We start from the raw sequence: 18,244 nt of genomic DNA, 5'->3' as shown, positions 1-18,244 counted from the left end.
CATTCGCGGCGAAGGCGAAACGATGAAGAAGACATTCATGGGCGTGCGCCTGCGCAGCCTGCGCGCGGAACGCGGCCTGTCGCAGGTGGCGCTGGCCCAGGCGCTGGAGCTGTCGCCCAGCTACCTCAACCAGCTCGAGCAGAACCAGCGGCCGCTGACGGTGGCGGTGCTGCTCAAGATCAGCCGCGCGCTCGGCGTCGACATCCAGCAGTTCTCGGAAGACGAGGAGGCGCGGCTGGTGGCCGGCATGCGCGAGGCGCTGGCCGATGCCGCCGAGCCGGTGGCGCTGCCCGAGCTGCAGGAGGTGGCGGCGCAGATGCCCGCGCTGGGTCGCGCGCTGCTGGCGCTGCACCGGCGCAACATCGAGGCGATGGAGCAGCTCGAGACCATGGCGCTGCGCCTGGGCGACGAGCGCTCGGGCCTGGCCGCGCCGCGCGCCATGCCCTTCGAGGTGGTGCGCGACTTCTTCTTCGCGCACCAGAACCACTTCGACACCCTCGACCGCGCGGCCGAGGCGCTGGCACGGGAGGCGCAGCAGGCGCAGGCCGCGCCGGGCGCGCGCGAGCACGGCGGCCATCTCGCCGAATGGCTGGTCGAGCGGCTGCGGCAGCGCCACGGCGTGCGCGTGCTGCTGACCGACGACACCGAGGTCAGCAAGCGCCGCTACGACGCCGCGCAGCGCAGCCTGCGGCTGTCGCCCGCGCTCGAGCCGGGCCAGCAGGCCTTCCAGCTCGGCACCCAGCTCGCGCTGCTCGAGCTCGGCGCGGCGATCGACGCGCTGGTCGACGCGCCGCCCTTCACCGAGGACCCGGCCTCGCGGAAGCTGGCGCGCATCGGCCTCGCGAACTACTTCGCGGGCGCGCTGCTGCTGCCCTACGGCGCCTTCCTCGAGGCCGCGGAATCGCTGCGCTACGACATCGACCTGCTCGGCCAGCGCTTCGGCGTCGGCTTCGAGACCGTGTGCCACCGGCTCAGCACGCTGCAGCGGCTGGGCGCGCCCGGCGTGCCCTTCTTCTTCGTGCGCGTGGACAAGGCCGGCAACATCTCCAAGCGCCAGTCGGCCACGCACTTCCACTTCAGCCGCACCGGCGGCACCTGCCCGCTGTGGAACGTGTACGAGGCCTTCGCGCAGCCCGAGCGCATCTTGCCGCAGCTCGCGCGCATGCCCGACGGGCGGCGCTACCTGTGGATCGCGCGCTCGGTCTCGCGCGGCCAGCGCGGCTGGGGCTCGCCGCGCAAGACCTTCTCGATCGGGCTGGGCTGCGACATCCGCCATGCGCCGCGGCTGGTGTATGCGAAGGGGCTCGACCTGCAGGACCCCGAGGCCGCCACGCCGATCGGCATGGGCTGCAAGGTCTGCGAGCGCGAGCGCTGCCCGCAGCGCGCCTTTCCGTTCATCGGCGAGGCGCTGGACGTGGACGAGAACCAGAGCCGGTTCGCGCCGTACGGCTTCGAGCGCTGAAGCCGCCGAACGCGAGCAGGCCTCGTCCGGCCTTCTTTCGGCCGCTTCGCCGACACCGCCACGGCCCCCGGAACCTGCCCGGCGTTCCGGGAAAAAAATCGCTCACGTTACGTAACGCGCGGCGAAAAGCCGTGTTACGGATGTTCCCGCCGCGTGTTACCCCGGATGAGAAAAGCCTTTGGAATCAACGAGATAAGGCGGTCGAGGTGCCGTAACAGAGGACCGCCATGGCGGCAGCGCAAAGACGGCACGCATGTTGCCCCTGTAGGCCACATCTTTGTCACAGAGGCCGCCATGACTACAACTCAATCATCGACCCCGACGACCCCGGAAACCACCGTGAACGGTGGGGCGCCCGTGGTCCTCGCGCAAGCCACCACCACGCCGATCGCACCGATGGGCTCGACCGCCATGGCGCCTCCCTCCGCACCCGCGGCCGCCGCGCCCGCCAGCATCGGATCGCTGTCGAACGCGACCCCGGGCACGACCATCGTGCGCGACGGCGTGAGCATCCCGGTGGACGGCAACCAGTCGCTGATCGCCGGCGACCGCGTGATCGTTCCCGATGGCGGCCAGGCCAATGTGCTGTTCCCCGGCTCGGCCACCAACAAGGCGCCGCTGGCCGGCGTCTTCGCGGGCGGCACCGATGCCACCGTCACGTCGACCAAGCTGCCGGGCGGCCTCGAGCAGGTCAATGTCGACGTGGCCTCGGGCGACCTCGCGGTCACCCCGCCCGACGCCGACGCCGATGCGGCGGCGCTGGCCGTCACCAAGAAGCTCGCCAGCGGCGGTGGCCTCGGCCTCGGCGAGTTCGCGCTCGGCGCGCTCGGTGGCATCGCGCTGGCCGCGGCCCTGGGCGGCGGCGGCGGCGACTCGACCATTCCCTTCTTCATTCCCGGCGTCGGCGACTCCGACGCGGATGCGGACGCGGACGCGGATGCGGATGCCGATGCGGACGGTGATGCCGATGCCGATGCGGACGCAGATGCGGATGCCGACGCTGATGCAGACGCCGATGCGGATGCAGACGCCGATGCGGACGCGGACGCGGATGCCGACGCTGACGCCGATGCGGACGCCGATGCCGATGCCGACCACCTGCTGGATCCGGGCGACAGCGCCGTCGGCCACGTGGTCGATGCCGTGGACAACACCCTGGGCCTAGGCGGCGCGCTGCAGACGGTGAAGCCCATCGTCAACAGCGTCACCGACGTGATCGACGACGTGCTCGCGCCGATCGCCGGCAACGAGTTCACGCCCAACGATCCCAACGAATTCGATCCCGTGGACAACGTGGTCGACCACGTCACCACCAATCTCGGCGGCGTGCTGTCGCCCGTGGTCGACGGCCTGCTGGGTGGCGGCACCACCGGCGCGATCATCGACACGGTCAACACCCAGGTCGACTACCTGACCGATGCACTGAACAACATCCTCGAGAACGTGCTGGGCAGCGACGGACTGCTGGGTGGCGTGACCACCGGCCTGGGCATCGATGGCCTGGTCGACGGCCTGCTGGGCGACGACGGCGTGGTCGGCCAGGTGCTCGACGGCCTGCTCGGCGAACACAGCCTGCTGGGCGGCCTGCTCGGCGAGGACGGCCTGGTCGGCGGTCTGCTGGGCGACGATGGCCTGCTCGGCGGCCTGCTGGGCGAAGGCACCGCGGTCGGCAGCCTGCTCGACACCCTGCTGGGTGACGGCGGCCTGCTCGGCGGCCTCGGCGGCGAAGACGGCCTGCTTGGCGGCCTGCTCGGCCCCGCGCTGGGCGAAGGCGGCCTGCTCGGAGGCCTGCTGGGCGACGACGGTGCGCTCGGCGGCCTGCTCGGCGAGGACGGCCTCGTGGGTGGCCTGCTCGGCGGCGACGGCGTGCTCAGCGGCCTGCTCGGCAGCGAAGGCCTGAGCGGCGGGCTGCTCGGACCGGACGGCCTGGTCGGCAGCCTGCTGGGCCCCGATGGCGTGGTCGGCAACCTGCTGGCCGACGGTCCGCTGGGCGGCCTGCTCGGCGGTGAAGACGGTCTGCTCGGCGGCCTGCTGGGCGACGACGGCCTGGTCGGTGGCCTGCTCGGCGAAGACGGGCTGCTCGGCGGTGTGCTCGGCGAAGACGGCCTCCTCGGCGCCGGCGGCCCGCTCGGCGGCCTGCTGAGCGACGACGGCCTGCTCGGTGGCCTGCTGGGCGATGAGGGCCTGGTCGGCGGTCTGCTCGGCGACGACGGCCTGTTGGGCGGCGTGCTGGCCGACGACGGCCTGCTCGGTGGCCTGATCGGCGGCGACGGCCTCGTGGGCGGCCTGCTCGGCGGCGATGGCCTGGTCGGTGGCCTGTTGGGCGACGACGGTCTGCTGGGTGGCCTGCTCGGCGAAGGCGGCATCCTCGGCGGCGTGCTGGGCGAAGACGGCCTGGTCCCGAGCCTGCTCGGCGACGACGGCCTGGTCGGCGGCCTGCTGGGTGGCGACGGCCTCGTGGGCGGCCTGCTCGGCGAGGACGGCCTGCTCGGCGGCTTGCTGGGCGGCCTGGTCGATGGCATCGGCGGCGGCGGTGGTGGCACCGGCGCGCAACTGCTCGACCCGACCGACACCATCGTCGGCGGCCTGGTCGACGGTCTCAACGACGGCCTGCTCGGCGAGCTCGGCCTGGGCGACGTGCTCGCCCCGGTCGTCGGCCTGACGGACAGCCTCACCGACACCGTGAGCGGACTGCTGGCCCCGGTGCTCGGCGACAGCTTCACGCCGAACGACCCGAACGTGCTGGATCCGGTGGACGACCTCGTGAGCCAGGTCACCGGCGGTGTCGGCGACCTGCTGAGCCCGCTGACCGACCAGCTGCTGGGCGCCGGCACCACCGATGCGCTGCTGGGCGCGGTCGGCACGCAGGTCGACTTCCTGACCGATGGCGTGGCGAATCTGATCGGCGGCGATGGGCTGCTGGGTGGCGTGCTGGGTGATGACGGCCTGCTGGGCGGCTTGCTCGGCGGCGACGGTGGCCTCCTGGGCGGTGTCCTGGGTGACGACGGCCTGCTGGGTGGTCTGCTCGGCGGTGACGGCGGTCTCCTGGGTGGCGTGCTGGGTGACGACGGCTTGCTGGGCGGCCTGCTCGGCGGCGACGGTGGTCTCCTGGGCGGCGTGCTGGGTGACGACGGTCTGCTGGGCGGTCTGCTCGGTGGCGACGGCGGCCTGCTGGGAGGCGTGCTGGGTGATGACGGCCTGCTGGGTGGTCTGCTCGGCGGCGACGGTGGCCTGCTGGGCGGTGTCCTGGGCGATGACGGCCTGCTGGGCGGTCTGCTTGGCGGCGACGGTGGTCTGCTGGGTGGCGTGCTGGGCGACGACGGCCTGCTGGGCGGTCTGCTCGGCGGCGACGGTGGCCTGCTCGGCGGTGTCCTGGGCGATGACGGCCTGCTGGGCGGTCTGCTTGGCAGCGACGGCGGCCTCCTGAGTAGCGTGCTGGGTGACGACGGCCTCCTGGGCGGCGTCCTCGGTGGCGAAGGCGGCCTGCTCGGCGGCATCCTTGGCGACGACGGCCTTCTCGGCGGTCTGCTGGGTGGCCTGCTCGGCGGTGGTGCCGATGCCGGCGCCTCGGCCAGCCTGATGGTCGCGGCCGATGCGCCTGCCGCGGACGGTGGCCTGCTTGGCGGCCTGCTGGGTGGCGATGGCGGCCTGCTCGGCGGCATCCTCGGTGACGACGGCCTGCTGGGCGGTGTGCTCGGCGGTGACGGTGGCCTGCTCGGCAGCATCCTCGGCGATGACGGCCTGCTGGGAGGTGTGCTCGGTGGCGAAGGTGGCCTGCTCGGCGGTGTCCTGGGCGACGGTGGTCTGCTGGGTGGCGTCCTCGGTGGCGAAGACGGCCTGCTCGGCGGCATCCTGGGTGACGACGGCCTCCTGGGCGGTGTCCTCGGCGGCGAAGGCGGCCTGCTCGGCGGCATCCTGGGTGACGACGGCCTCCTGGGCGGTGTCCTCGGCGGTGACGGCGGCTTGCTCGGCGGCATCCTGGGTGACGACGGCCTGCTGGGCGGCGTGCTCGGCGGCGACGGCGGTCTGCTCGGTGGCGTCCTCGGCGACGACGGCCTGCTGGGTGGCGTGCTCGGCGGCGGCGAAGGTGGCCTGCTCGGCGGCATCCTCGGCGACGACGGCCTGCTGGGCGGCGTGCTCGGCGGTGACGGTGGCCTCCTCGGCGGCGTGCTCGGCGGTGGCGAAGGCGGCCTGCTCGGTGGTGTCCTCGGCAGCGACGGCCTCGTGGGCGGCCTGCTCGGCAACGATGGCCTGGTCGGCAACCTGCTGGGCAACGACGGACTGGTCGGTGGCCTGGTGGGCGGCCTGCTCGGCAACGACGGTCTCGTCGGCAGCCTGCTCGGCGCCCTCGGCGGCGACGGCCCGGTGGCCAACATCCTGCAGCCGGTGACCGAGATCGCCAGCGGCCTGAGCGACACCCTCGCTCCGGTGGTGGACACGCTGACCAGCGCCAGTTCCGGTGCCCTGGCCCCCGTGACCGACATCCTGGCCGGCGCGACCGCGGCGGCGGCACCGGTGGTCGAGACCGTGTCCAACGTGGTCGAGAACGTCGATCACTCGGTGGGCTCGGTGGTCACCGACGTGGTGACACCGATCACCAGCCAGGTCGAGCACACCGTGAGCAGTGCGGTGACCCCGGTCGCCAACATCCTGCACGGCCTGCTGGGCTGATCGCGCACCGCGGCCTCGGCCGCGGCTCGCCACGAAAAAAAGGGGCGGACCGGCGACGGTCGGCCCCTTTTCTCATGGCGCCCCGCGGGGCGCCGGACCGCTCAGGCGCTGCCCCGCTCGATCAGCTCGAAACCCAGGTCGCGCTTGCGCGCCGCCGGCGTCTCGCTGCGCAGCCGCTGCACCAGCATGCGCGCGGCCTCCTCGCCCATGCGCACGGTCGGCACCGCGATGGTCGTGAGGCCGGGGTTGAGCTCGCGCGCGATCTCGTAGTCGCCGAAGCCCATGATCGCGAGCTGCCTGGGCACCGCGATGCCCAGCCGCTGGCAGGCCAGCAGCGCGCCCGAGGCCAGCAGGTCGCTCGAGAACAGCAGCAGGTCGCTGTCGGGGAAGCGCGCGCGCGCGGCCTCGAGCAGGGTGCTGCCGCTGCCCATGGTGTAGGGCAGGTTCTCCACCACCAGGCTGCGCGACGCCTGGCCCGGGTAGTGGCGCGCCATGCCGGTGGTGTAGCCGTCCAGGCGCTCGCGCGCGCGGTCGTCGCCGGGGCGCGCGGCGCCCACGAAGGTGGGATGGCGGTAGCCGCGGCGCTGCGCATAGGCCACGGCCGCGGCCAGCGCCTCCTGGTTCGAGAAGCCCACGAGCTGGTCGATCGGCTTGCGCGTCCAGGCCCAGCTCTCGACCACGGGAATGGCGGCGCGCGCGAGCATCTCGCGCACCGCGTCGGTGTGGCGCGTGCCGACGAGGAAGAAGGCGTCGGGCCGGCGGCCCAGCAGGCTGCGCACCACGGCCTCCTCGCGCTCGTGGCTGTAGTCGGTGTGGCCGATGATCACCTGGTAGCCGGCCTGCAGCAGCACGTTGGACAGGCCCTGCAGCGTCTCGGCGAACACCGAGGCCGCGATCTGCGGGATCACGGCGGCCACCGTCATGCTGCGGTTCGAGGCCAGGTGGCTGGCCGCGAGGTTCTGCACGTAGCGGGTGCTGCGGATCGCCGCCTCCACGCGCTCGCGCGTCTGCGGCGTGCAGCCCTCGGGGTCGCGAAGCACGCGCGACACGGTCTGTGCCGACACGCCCGCCACCTGGGCCACGTCGGCCATGGTGACGGAGTTGGTGCCGAAGCGGCGGCGGCCCTGTCTTTTTTCGGGTTCTGTCATGGGTGGCCCGGATTCTGCCGCCAAGCGCGCCCGGCCACCGCCGCGCTCAAAGCCGCCCGCGCGCGGCGAGGTTGCGCATCAGCGCGCCGATGCCGAAGGTCCACGGCGCAATGCGGTCGCTGCGCCCGACCCGGTTGAACAGCGTGCCCAGCCGCTCGGCGCGGATGGCGACGCGGTCGCCCTCGTGGTGGGTGAAGCCGGCGCCCGGCGCGTCGCGGTCCTGGATCGGCGCGAACATGGTGCCGCAGAACAGCAGGATGCCGTCGGGGTACTGGTGGTGCGCGCCCATGGCGTGGCGCACCAGCTCGAGCGGATCGCGGCTGATCTGCGCCATCGAGCTCGAGCCCTCGAGCACGAAGCCGTCCTCGCCTTCCACGCGCAGCTCGACCACGGTGGCGCGCAGGTCGTCGATGCCGTAGTGGGCGTCGAACAGGCGGATGAACGGGCCGATGGCGCACGAGGCGTTGTTGTCCTTGGCCTTGCCCAGCAGCAGCGCGCTGCGGCCCTCGAAGTCGCGCAGGTTGACGTCGTTGCCGAGCGCGGCGCCGACGGTCCGGCCGCGGCTGTCGACGGCAAGCACGACCTCGGGCTCGGGGTTGTTCCAGGTCGAGCCCGGATGCAGGCCCACCTGCACGCCGGTGCCCACCGAGGCCAGCGGCGCGGCCTTGGTGAAGACCTCGGCATCGGGCCCGATGCCGACCTCGAGGTACTGCGACCACAGGCCCTGCGCGAGCAGCACCTGCTTGAGCTGCATGGCCTCGGGCGAGCCCGGCACGATGCCAGAGAGGTCGTCGCCGACCACGGCCACCACCTGGCGGCGCACCGCCTCGGCGCGGCTCGCGTCGCCGCGCGCCTGTTCCTCGATCACGCGCTCGACCATGCTGGCCGCGAAGGTCACGCCTGCCGCTTTCACCACCTGCAGGTCGTTGGGCGCGAGCAGATGGCGCCGCGCGGGATCGGGGCCGTGCGCGGCGGTGCTCGCGAGCCAGTCGGCCAGCGTGCCGAGCGGCACGCCCTCGGCATCGCGCACCGCGGCGGCCGCGTCCGCGCGCTCGAGCAGCGCCGAGACGGTGGGCGCGAGCGCGCCGATGTCGACCAGTTGGCCCTCGCGCACCGTCACCAGCGTCGGGCCGCCCTCTTCGCCGTTCCCGCCCGGCAACCAGGCGCGGCCCACGAGCAGCGCCCTTTCCGCATCGACGGGCAGCGTGGCCGTGGCATCGACCATGTCGGGGATCGCCTGCATCTCAGCGCCCCTCGAACACGGCCGGACGGCGCGCCTTGAAGGCCGCGCGGCCTTCCTTCGCGTCCTCGGTCGCGAAGCACACGGTCTGCAGGTCGCGTTCGTACTGGATCGCGGTCTCCAGCGGCATCGCATAGGCGGCGCGCAGGTTGGCCTTGGCGGTCTCGACCGCGATCGGCGGGCGGCTCGCGATGGTGGCGGCAATGGCCTGCGCGCGCGCCAGCAGCTCGGTGGCCGGCACCAGCTCGCTCACCAGGCCCCACTGCAGCGCCTGCTGCGCGCCGATGGGATCGCCGCCCATCAGCATCAGCGCGGTGTTCGAGGCGCCGATGCTGTGCGCGAGCATGTACGACATGCCGCCGCCGCCGATCCAGCCGAGCTTGACCTCGGGCGCGCCGAAGCGCGCGTGCTCGGCCGCGATGCGGATGTCGCAGGACATGGCGGTCTCGAGGCCGCCGCCGAGCGCATAGCCGTTGATGGCGCAGACCACGGGCTTGCGCAGCGCGCGGATCGCGTCGCAGTAGTCGGGCCGGTTGCGGAAGGTCCAGGGCGTGTCGTAGCCGTCGAGCTCGGCGATGTCGCTGCCGGCGCAGAAGGCCTTCTCGCCGGAGCCCGTGATGACGACGGCGCGCACGTCGGCGCGCGCGTTGCAGTCCTTCACGTGGGCGACCAGCGCATCGGCCATCTCGGGCGTGACGGCGTTGAGCTTCTCGGGGCGGTTGAGGATCAGGGTCGCGACCCGGTCGCGGACCTCGAAGAGGATGTGGTTCATGGCGGAGGTGGACTGAAGAAGGGAAGACGGGCTCAGACTTCGCTGCCCGCGGGCCGGTGGTTCTGGTAGAGCGTTTGCAGCCGCTCGAGCGCGGCCCTGGCCGCGAGCCGGTCGGCGAGCATCTCGCGCACCAGCGCCGAGGCCGCGGTCTGGAACGGGATGTAGCCCGGATGGCGCGGCCGCACGATCGCGGCCTCGAGCGTGGCCTCGGTTTGCGCGAAGAAGCCGTTCCAGGCGCCGTTGACGCGCGCATTGCTCCAGGCACTGCGCGCGCTCGGCTGTCCGTCGGCGAAGGGAATGAAGTCTTCCTGCATCGCCGGGCTCATCAGCGCGACGAGGTGGGCGCGCAGCGCATCGCCGACCGTCGCGCGCCGGCTCACCGCGAGGCCGGTGCCGCCGAGCGTCGAACCGAGGCCGTGCGAACCGGCGGGCACGTCGGCGAAGTGCAGCGGCTGCGTGCCGGCGCCGGCCACCGCGTAGTTGACATAGCCGTAGACCAGCGGGCAGTACACGGCCCGCGCATCGCGCGACATCGCATCGAGGATGCCGATCGGGTTGAGCCCGGCCCAGCCGTGGAAGGCCAGCGCATGCAGCTCCGACAGCAGCTCCCAGGCCGTGGTGGCACCCTGCCCCGTGAACAGGCGGCCGGGCTCGCTGCCCGCGGGCGCATCGCCGTGCGCGGCCGCCATGCTGAACAGCGAGAGCGCCGCATGCGGGCCGGCCAGCGACAGGCACACCGGCTGGCGCGCGGCCAGCGCGAGCACCTCGGCCCAGCTGCGCGGCAGCGGGCCCTCGAGCCGGTCGGTGCGCGCCACCGCCACCTGCGTGGCGGCATCGAGCGGCAGCGCCCAGTGCACGCCCGCATAGCGGTAGCTGTCGAACGAGCGGCCGATGCTCTGCGCGCGCCAGCGCGCGAGCTCGTCGGCCGCGAACAGCGACTCGAGCGGCTGCAGGCAGTCGCCGGCCACCGCGTCCCCGATGTGCGGATGGTCGAGCACGATCAGGTCGTAGCGCTCGGCGAGGTCCTCGATCGGATGCGACTCGAAGCCCTCGAGCGGCTGGCGCTCCCAGTGCAGGTCGAGGCCCTCGGCGCGCGCGCGTTCGGCCGCGCGCTCGAGCGCGACGTAGCCGCGCGGATGGTCCCAGGTCAGGCCCTTGATCGGCGCGCCGCTCACAGCGTCTCTTCCCCGATCACCTTGGCCGCGAGCAGGCCGTCGATGCGCTCGGTGCTCCAGCCCAGCTCGCCGAGGATCTCGCGCGTGTGCTGGCCCGCCAGCGGCGCGCCGCGGCGTACGCTCGAGGGCGTGCGCGTGAACTTGATCGGGAAGCCCGGGGTCTTCACCTTGCCCTCGGTCGGATGCTCGTACTCGACGAAGGTGCCGTTGTGGACGATCTGCGGATCGTTCATGACGTCGGCATAGCCGTACACCGGGCCGGCCCAGATGTCGGCCGCGCGGAACACAGCGAGCCACTCGGCGGTGGCGCGGTGGCGCAGCTTCTCGCGCGTGATCGAGAAGATCTCGTCGCGCCGCGCGAAGGTGTCGCGCTCGTCGTCGAAGTCGGCCAGCACCGGCGCGCCGATGGCCTGCGCGAGCGCCGCCATCTTCGGGAAGGCCAGCGCGAGGAAGCCGTCCTGCGTGGCGAACACGCCGTAGGGCGCGCGGATGTAGACGTGGGCATGGGGCTCGGCCGTGCGTTCCTGCGGCTTGCCGGCCACGCTGAACACCGACAGCTCCTGCATCTGCAGCGCGACGATCGCATCGAGCATGTTGACCTGCACCAGCTGGCCCTCGCCGCTGCGCTCGCGGTGCAGCAGCGCGGCGATCACGGCCTCGAAGGCGGTCGATGCGGTGATGGCGTCGACCAGGTACTGGCCCGCGGGCGACGGCGGCTCGCCGGCGCGGCCGGTGGAGAGCATGGCGCCGCTCATCGCCTGCAGCAGCAGGTCCTGCCCGGGCCAGAGCTTGTAGGGGCCGTCTTCGCCGTAGCCCGACATCGAGACATAGACCAGCCGCGGGTTGATCTTCGACAGCGTGGCGTAGTCCACGCCCAGGCGCTCGGCCACGCCGGGGCGGTAGTTCTGCAGGAACACGTCGGAGCCGCGCACCAGTTCGTAGAGCGCGTCGCGGCCCTCGTCGCTCTTGAGGTCGACCGCGAGGCTGCGCTTGTTGCGGTTGAGCGAGAGGAAGGAGACGTTGATGCGGTTGCCGCGCGCGCCGCCGGCCGAGACGTGGCGCTGCCATTCGCCGGCGACCGGCTCGACCTTGATGACGTCGGCGCCCAGGTCGCCCAGGCGCTGGGCCGCGAAGGGGCCGGCCATGGCGATGGAGCAGTCGAGGACGCGGAAGCCCTCGAGGATGGCGGAGGATTTGTTCATGGAGTGTGTTGGCGATGAGGTGGGGGAAGAATTCAGTGCGTGCGCGGCGCGGCGGCGAGGTTGCGGCCGGTGGCGGCGTCGAACAGCACGGCCTGCGTGGCATCGAAGCCGACCGCGACCGGGTCGCCGTTCGCAAGGTCGGTGTAGCCCGGCACCGTGACCATCAGGTCGGCGTTCGCGGCGCCTTCCTCGTCGTGCAGCGTGCGGGCGTCGGTGAGCGCGACCGCCACCAGCGACTCGGCGCCGACGTGCTCGACCAGCGCGATGCGCCCGGCCAGGCCCTGGCCGCCGCGCGCCACCGTCAGCGCGTTCGGCCGCAGGCCGAGCACCACGGCGGCGCCGGGCGCTGCCAGGCCGCGCAGGTGCGCGGGCAGCGGCATCGTGGCCTCGCCGCCGAGCGCGAGCGCGCTGCCGTCGGCGTTCACCGTGGCTTGCAGCAGGTTCATCGGCGGCGTGCCGATGAAGCGCGCCACGTAGAGGTTGGCGGGCGCCTCGTAGATTTCTCGCGGGCTGCCGAACTGCTGCACCACGCCGTCCTTTAGCAGCGCGATGCGCGTGCCCATGGTCATCGCCTCGACCTGGTCGTGCGTGACGTAGACGAAGGTGCCGCCCACGCGCTGGTGCAGCTTCGAGATCTCGGCGCGCATGGTGGTGCGCAGCTTCGCGTCGAGGTTCGACAGCGGCTCGTCCATCAGGAACACCTGCGGCTCGCGCACCATCGCGCGGCCGAGCGCCACGCGCTGGCGCTGGCCGCCCGAGAGCGTGCGCGGGTACTTGTCGAGCCAGTCGGTCAGTGCCAGCGTGCGCGCGGTGCGCTCCACCAGCTGCGAGACCTCGGGCGAGCGCTCGATGCGCCGCTTTGCCATGCCGCCGAGCAGCGGGATGTGGAACCACCAGCGGTGCTGCCGCATGATCAGCGGAAACGCGATGTTGCGCCGCACCGTCATGTGCGGATAGAGCGCATAGGACTGGAACACGAAGGCGATGTCGCGTTCGGTCGGCGGCAGTTCGTCGACGCGGCGCTCGGCGATGTGGATCTCGCCGCCGCTGATGCTCTCGAGGCCGGCGAGCATGCGCAGCAGGGTCGACTTGCCGCAACCGGAGGGGCCGAGCAGCACGAGGAATTCCCCGTCGGGCACGTCGATCGACACGCCCTTGACGACATGCTTGTCGGCGAAGTTCTTGGTGATGTCCTGGAGCTTGATGGAAGCCATGGATTGAAGATCTATGTGCGTTTGGATATTCGGATTCGACGGGCGCTCAGAAGGCGTGAAGGAACCGTCGCGAGCGCCCCGAGGTCGCGTCGAGGACCGGAGCCGTACTCAGGTACGGCGAGGACCGCAGACGCGAGATCGGGGTGCGCAGCAGGTTCATTCATGCCTTCTCAGCCCTTGACGCTGCCGGCCGTCATGCCGGAGACGACGTGGCGCTGCACGATCAGGTAGAAGACGACGGCCGGCAGCGTGTACATCACGCCCACCGCCATCACGGCATCGAGCGGCGTGCTGAGTTCGCCGATGAAGCCGGCCAGGCCGACGGAGGCCGTGTGCAGCCGCTCCTCGGTGATCAGCGTCTGCGCGAACACGTACTCGTTCCAGCCATGGAAGAAGGAGATCACCGCGGCCGCGGCCAGCGTGGGCGCGATCAGCGGCACCACCACGCCCAGCACGATGCCGATGCGCGAGCAGCCGTCCACCCGCGCGGCCTCCTCGACCTCGATCGGCACGCCGTCGATGGCGCCCTTGAGGATCCAGGTGATCACCGGCACGGTGAAGGCGGTGTTCGCGAGGATCAGGCCGCTCAGGGTGTTGAGCAGCTGCATCTGCGCGAAGATCGCGTACAGCGGCACCACCAGCATCGCCTCGGGCAGCATCTGGGTGGCGAACAGGCCGAAGCCGATCGCGCCCTTGCCGCCGAAGCGGAAGCGCGACAGCGCATAGGCCGGAAACACCGCCAGCGCGATGCTCAGCACCGTGGTGCCGATCGCGACGCAGGCGCTGTTGAAGAGCCAGCTCGCCACCGGCTTGATGGCGAACACGCTCGCGTACACCGGCAGTTGCCCCAGCGACGGCAGCAACTGCGGCCGGTCGGCGAACAGCGCCTCGGTCGGCGTGAGCGAGGTCACCAGCATCCAGTAGATGGGGAAGGCCGCGGCGCCCAGCAGCGCCAGCACCGCGAGCATGCGCAGCGCCTGTCGGCTCATGGCGGCGTGCATCAGCGCTCTCCCTCGCGTTCGGCGCGCGCGGTGTAGCGGAAGTACACCAGCGTCACGGCCAGCGCGATCGCCACGCCCACCATGCCGACGGCCGCGGCCTGGCCCAGGTGGTGGTTGACGAAGGCGCGCCGGTAGAGATCGATCACCAGCGTGTTGGTCGCGCCCACCGGCCCGCCTTGCGTGAGCAGCCAGATCAGGTCGAAGCGGCGCAGCGACCAGATGGTGGAGAACAGCGCCAGCAGCGCGACCGAGGGCCGGATGGTGGGCCACACCACCGCCTTGAACACGCTGAGCCGGTCGGCGCCGTCCATCACGGCCGCCTCGCGTAACTCGGACGGCACGCCCTGCAGCGCCGCCAGCAGCACCACCGAGGCGAACGGGAAGATCTGCCAGATGGTGGTGAGCAGCACCGCGGGCATGGCGAGCTGCATGCTGTCGAGCCAGTTCTCGCTGCCCGCGGCGATGCCGAAGAAGCGCAGCGTGTGGCCGAACACGCCGTACTGGGCGTTGTAGATCCAGATGAAGATCAGCGCCACCGCGACCGGCGGCGCGGCCCACGGGATGGTGACGGCGGCGCGCGCGATGCCGCGGCCGCGGAACGGCGCGTCGAGCAGCAGCGCCGAGGCCAGGCCCAGCCCGATCGCCGAGGCCACGCAGGCCACGGTGTAGAGCAGCGTGGTGAAAATCACGCGGTGGAAATCGGGATCGTTCCAGAGGTCGGCGTAGTTCTGCAGCCCGACCCATTCGCCCTGCGAGGCCGCGAGCAGCGAGGTCGAGGTGAAGCTCAGCACCAGTTCGCGCAACAGCGGATAGCCCTGGAACACGAGCAGGTAGAGCGTGGCCGGCAGCACCAGCGCATAGGGCGCGAGCGGGTGGCCGTCGAGGCGCGCGCGGCGGCGCGCACCCTCGCGGCGGGCCACCGCGGCGGCGGAGGACAGCGTGGCGTTCATCGTCACGGGATGCGGCGCGGGTTCAGCGCTTGAGCACGCGGCTCAGCACGGTCTGCTGTGCGTCGTTCATCGCCTTGGCGGGATCGACGCCGCCCTGCAGCACCTTGATGACCTGCTCGATCACGATCTGCTGGATCTCGGGCGCCTTGACCTCGAGGCCCTGCGGCAGCGCGGGCACGCTGTTGGCGGTCTGCTGGTCGTAGACCGAGATCCAGGGCCACTTGGCGACCTCCTCGGCCGAGCGCGGCACGGCGATCGCGACGCTCGAGGCGCCGTGGATCAGCTGCAGCTCGCGCTGCGCCTCGGGCGTCAGCATCCACTGCAGGAAGGCACCGGCCGCGGCCTTGTTCTTGCTGTTGGCGTTGATGCTGATCGGCGCCAGGATCATGCCCTGCGCCTTGGTGGGAAACGGCGAAGGAGCGGCACCGAACTCGAAGCCCTTGGCCTGGGTCGCGAGGTTGGCGGCCACGCCGCCGTTGTCGACCTGCATCGCGATCTTGCCCTCGGCGAACATGCGCCGGTAGGTGGCGGCGTCGGCGCCCTTGGGGATCGCGCCGGCGTCGTAGACCTTCTTGTAGGCCGCCACGCCCTCGATCACCTTGGCGCTGTTGATGGTCGGGTTGCCCTGCTCGTCGGACCAGCGGCCGCCGAAGCCGTAGACGTAGTTGCACAGGTCATACCAGAAGCCGCCGCGTTCGGCCATGGTGGCGCGGTAGGCATAGCCGTAGTTGCCGGCGGCGGTCGCGGCCTTGGCGGCGGACAGGAACTCGTCGAAGTTCGAAGGCGGCGTGGCCTTGAGCAGCGCCTTGTTGTAGACCATCGCGTAGTTGCTGACCTCGAACACCACGCCGTAGCGCTTGCCGCCGATCTTCATGTACTTGTCGGGACCCGTGAGCGGGAAGGCGCCGTCGGCGATCACGTCGTCGATGGGCACGAGGCGCTTGGCATCGACCGCGGCATAGAACTCGGGCAGGTCGAAGCGCACGAGGTCGGGGCCGGCATTGCCGCCCATCTGCGTGAAGACGGTGCTCGCGAAGGACGAGAACGGGATCGTGACGGGCTGGATCTCGACCTTGTCCTGGCTCTGGTTGAACTTGCCGATCCAGGCGCGCATCTTCTCGCCGCGGCCGGGCTCGGCGAAGCTCGATGCGGCGAAGGTCACGACCTGCTTGCCGCCGGCCTGCGCCTGGGCGTTGCCCGCGGCGAGCAGCTGCAGGGCCGGAACGATGGCGATCGCGGCGAGGGCCGCGCGGCGGCCGGTGAAAAGGCGTTGCTTCATGTGTGTCTGTCTCCGATGACGGCAGGCCCTGCCGTGGGATTCGAGGCGTCCGGCCGAAACCGTCGCGCTGCTGTTGGTGAGATTATTAGCGCTAACTGTTAGCGCTAACAAGTACGACTTTAGCGTTCCGGCCCGTGGCTGCGATCACGGGATTTCCCTAGCTGCTGGTGGTATCGAGCGGAAAGGCGGGGGCTTCGGCGGCTACTGCATCACCCAGCCGCCATCGACGTTGAGCGTCTGGCCGGTGACGAAGCCGCTGCCCTCGGCCGCGAAGAACAGCATCGCGTTCGCGATGTCGTCGGGCGCGCCGCGGCGCTTGACCGACTGGTGCTCGAGCACGAAGCGCTCGTAGCCCTCGGGGTCGGGATGGATCTTCTCGGCATCGGTCGGGAAGGCGCCCGGCGACACCGCGTTGACCGTGATGCCATGCGGCCCGAGTTCGCGCGCCATCGCGCGCGTCATGCCCAGCAGCGCGCCCTTGGAGGTGACGTAGGGCAGCAGCAGCGGCCAGCCGCCGTACATGGTGATGCTGACGACGTTGACGATGCGGCCGAAGCGCTGGCGCTTCATGTGCGGCAGCGCGGCCTGCACGCAGACCAGCGCCGCGTCGACGTTCACGCCCTGCACGCGGCGATGCTCCTCGACGCTGAACTCCTCGATGCTGCGCGAGGGATAAATGGCGGCGTTGTTGATCAGCACGTCGATGCCGCCCTGGGCCTCGAACAGCGCGGCCAGTTGCGCCGCGAGCGCGCCGAGGTCGGCGAGGTCGCCCTGCACGAAGCGCAGCCGCGCGCGCACCTCGGCGCCCTCGCCCTCCCCGGCCGCGACCAGGCGCTCGCCCTTGGCCGGATCGATGTCCAGCGCCAGCACCTGCGCGCCCGCGCGCGCGAAAGCCCAGCAGATGCTGGTGCCGAGTCCGCCGGCGGCGCCGGTCACCAGCACCTTCTTGCCTGTCATGTCCATGGTCGTGTCGTGTCTTTTGAAGTCGTGTGAGGAAAGGAGGGATCAGGGCAGGTTCTCGCGCACCGCGATGCCGGCGCGCACCGGCTCCACGCCCGCGAGCGCATCGCGCCCCGCGCGCAGGTTGGCGAAGATGCGCACGCAGTTCATCACCTCGGTCTGCGGGTTCTGGTTGATGGCCGCGTCGAGCGTGCCGTCGATCAGCATGGCGCGGGTGTCGGGCGTGATCTCGTGGCCGATGAAGACCACCTTGCGGTCGAGGCCCGCCTCCTTGAGCGCGCGGCCGATGCCTTCGGAGGCACCGCCGATGTTGTAGAGCGCCACCAGGTCGGTGTGCTGGCGCAGCAGGGTGCGCGCCTGGCGGTAGTTCTGCGCCACGTCGTCGTGGCCCTCGCGCAGACCCACCACGCGCAGCCCCGGGAACTGCTCGGCCAGCACCTGCAGGAAGCCGACCTCGCGCTCCTCGTGGCCGCGGTAGCTGAGGCTGCCCGCGATCAGGCCGACCTTGCCCGACTTGCGGTCGAGCATGCGGCCCATGAGGTAGCCCGCGGTACGGCCGGCCGCATGGTTGTCGATGCCCACATAGGCGGCGCGCCGCGAGCCCGGCAGGTCCGACAGCAGCGTGAGCAGGTGCACGCCCTGGTCGGCCAGCGTGGCGACGGCCTCGCGCACCGCCGGATGCTCGAGCGGCACGAAGGCGATGCCGTCGCATTGCCGGCCATGGCGCAGCAGCCGCGCGGCGAGCACCTCGGCATCGAAGCCCTCGATCTCGACGCGGCGGCAACGCACGTTGAAGGGCTCGAGCTGCTTCTCGACGATGCCGACGTAGTCGCCGAGCATGCGGATGAACTGGTTGGTGCCGGCCGGCAGCAGGAAGATCAGCTCCATCGGCCGCGGCCGCAGCACCTGGTGCAGGCTCTCGTCGGGCAGGTAGCCCAGCTGCGCGGCCGCGCGCACCACGCGCTGCACCGTGGCCGAGCGCACGCCCTTGCGCGCATGCAGCGCGCGGTCGGCCGTGGCCTTGGAAACGCCGGCCACGCGCGCGACGTCGGCCAGGCGCGAGCGGCCGGGGGCCTCGGCGGGGGGCGTCGATGTCTTCGTCTTCATGTCGCCGAGTATTCCGCGCAACGAGACGCCCTGCCGCGATGTCCGCACCGGCTCGCCCATCTT

General features: G+C 71.6%; 13 protein-coding genes. 2 read left to right on the top strand and 11 right to left on the bottom strand.

The features are described 5' to 3' along the window. Positions 1-22 precede the first annotated feature (22 nt). Together ACEN9J_RS32135 and ACEN9J_RS32130 are read left to right on the top strand one after the other, a co-directional pair. Complete coding sequence (locus ACEN9J_RS32135) at positions 23-1,462, top strand: short-chain fatty acyl-CoA regulator family protein (protein ID WP_413765298.1); 1,440 nt, start codon at positions 23-25, stop codon at positions 1,460-1,462. A 357-nt stretch (positions 1,463-1,819) separates the two neighbouring features. Next, on the top strand, positions 1,820-6,133 hold the full coding sequence (locus tag ACEN9J_RS32130) for a hypothetical protein (protein ID WP_413765297.1): 4,314 nt from the start codon (positions 1,820-1,822) through the stop codon (positions 6,131-6,133). A gap of 101 nt (positions 6,134-6,234) precedes the next feature. Here the strand turns inward: ACEN9J_RS32130 and ACEN9J_RS32125 are convergent, their stop codons facing one another. The 11 genes from ACEN9J_RS32125 to ACEN9J_RS32075 all read right to left on the bottom strand — a co-directional run bounded on the left by ACEN9J_RS32125 (position 6,235) and on the right by ACEN9J_RS32075 (position 18,181). Beyond that, a complete protein-coding gene (locus ACEN9J_RS32125) occupies positions 6,235-7,281 on the bottom strand; it encodes a LacI family DNA-binding transcriptional regulator (protein ID WP_261214519.1) in 1,047 nt (348 codons plus the stop codon). A 46-nt stretch (positions 7,282-7,327) separates the two neighbouring features. Further along, a complete protein-coding gene (locus tag ACEN9J_RS32120) occupies positions 7,328-8,524 on the bottom strand; it encodes a fumarylacetoacetate hydrolase family protein (RefSeq protein WP_413765296.1) in 1,197 nt (398 codons plus the stop codon). 1 nt (position 8,525) lies between these two features. Continuing rightward, positions 8,526-9,293: an enoyl-CoA hydratase/isomerase family protein gene (locus ACEN9J_RS32115; protein ID WP_413765295.1), complete on the bottom strand. Its 768-nt coding sequence runs from the start codon at positions 9,291-9,293 to the stop codon at positions 8,526-8,528. 32 nt (positions 9,294-9,325) lie between these two features. Further along, complete coding sequence (locus ACEN9J_RS32110) at positions 9,326-10,468, bottom strand: carbohydrate ABC transporter substrate-binding protein (RefSeq protein ID WP_413765294.1); 1,143 nt, start codon at positions 10,466-10,468, stop codon at positions 9,326-9,328. Beyond that, positions 10,465-11,670 carry a CaiB/BaiF CoA transferase family protein gene (locus ACEN9J_RS32105; protein WP_057590040.1) on the bottom strand — a complete coding sequence of 402 codons (1,206 nt, stop codon included), beginning with the start codon at positions 11,668-11,670 and terminating at the stop codon, positions 10,465-10,467. Before ACEN9J_RS32105 ends, ACEN9J_RS32110 begins: the two co-directional genes overlap by 4 nt. 32 nt (positions 11,671-11,702) lie before the next feature. After that, complete coding sequence (locus tag ACEN9J_RS32100) at positions 11,703-12,884, bottom strand: ABC transporter ATP-binding protein (protein ID WP_413765293.1); 1,182 nt, start codon at positions 12,882-12,884, stop codon at positions 11,703-11,705. Positions 12,885-13,054: 170 nt separating this feature from the next. Beyond that, on the bottom strand, positions 13,055-13,885 hold the full coding sequence (locus tag ACEN9J_RS32095; RefSeq protein WP_413765292.1) for a carbohydrate ABC transporter permease: 831 nt from the start codon (positions 13,883-13,885) through the stop codon (positions 13,055-13,057). Then, the gene (locus ACEN9J_RS32090; RefSeq protein ID WP_296729392.1) at positions 13,885-14,835 is read right to left on the bottom strand and encodes a carbohydrate ABC transporter permease; all 951 of its coding nucleotides are present in this window, start codon (positions 14,833-14,835) and stop codon (positions 13,885-13,887) included. Before ACEN9J_RS32090 ends, ACEN9J_RS32095 begins: the two co-directional genes overlap by 1 nt. Before the next feature lie 22 nt (positions 14,836-14,857). After that, the gene (locus ACEN9J_RS32085; RefSeq protein WP_413765291.1) at positions 14,858-16,114 is read right to left on the bottom strand and encodes an ABC transporter substrate-binding protein; all 1,257 of its coding nucleotides are present in this window, start codon (positions 16,112-16,114) and stop codon (positions 14,858-14,860) included. Between the two features lie 201 nt (positions 16,115-16,315). Continuing rightward, positions 16,316-17,077 (bottom strand): SDR family NAD(P)-dependent oxidoreductase, encoded by a 762-nt coding sequence (locus ACEN9J_RS32080; protein ID WP_413765290.1) that lies wholly within the window; start codon positions 17,075-17,077, stop codon positions 16,316-16,318. 42 nt (positions 17,078-17,119) lie between these two features. After that, complete coding sequence (locus ACEN9J_RS32075; protein WP_413765289.1) at positions 17,120-18,181, bottom strand: LacI family DNA-binding transcriptional regulator; 1,062 nt, start codon at positions 18,179-18,181, stop codon at positions 17,120-17,122. Positions 18,182-18,244: the final 63 nt, after the last annotated feature.

The sequence above is a fragment of the Variovorax sp. Varisp41 genome, from assembly GCF_047325085.1.
Taxonomy (GTDB): domain Bacteria; phylum Pseudomonadota; class Gammaproteobacteria; order Burkholderiales; family Burkholderiaceae_C; genus Variovorax.
This window is presented reverse-complemented; position numbering and strand designations above follow the sequence as displayed.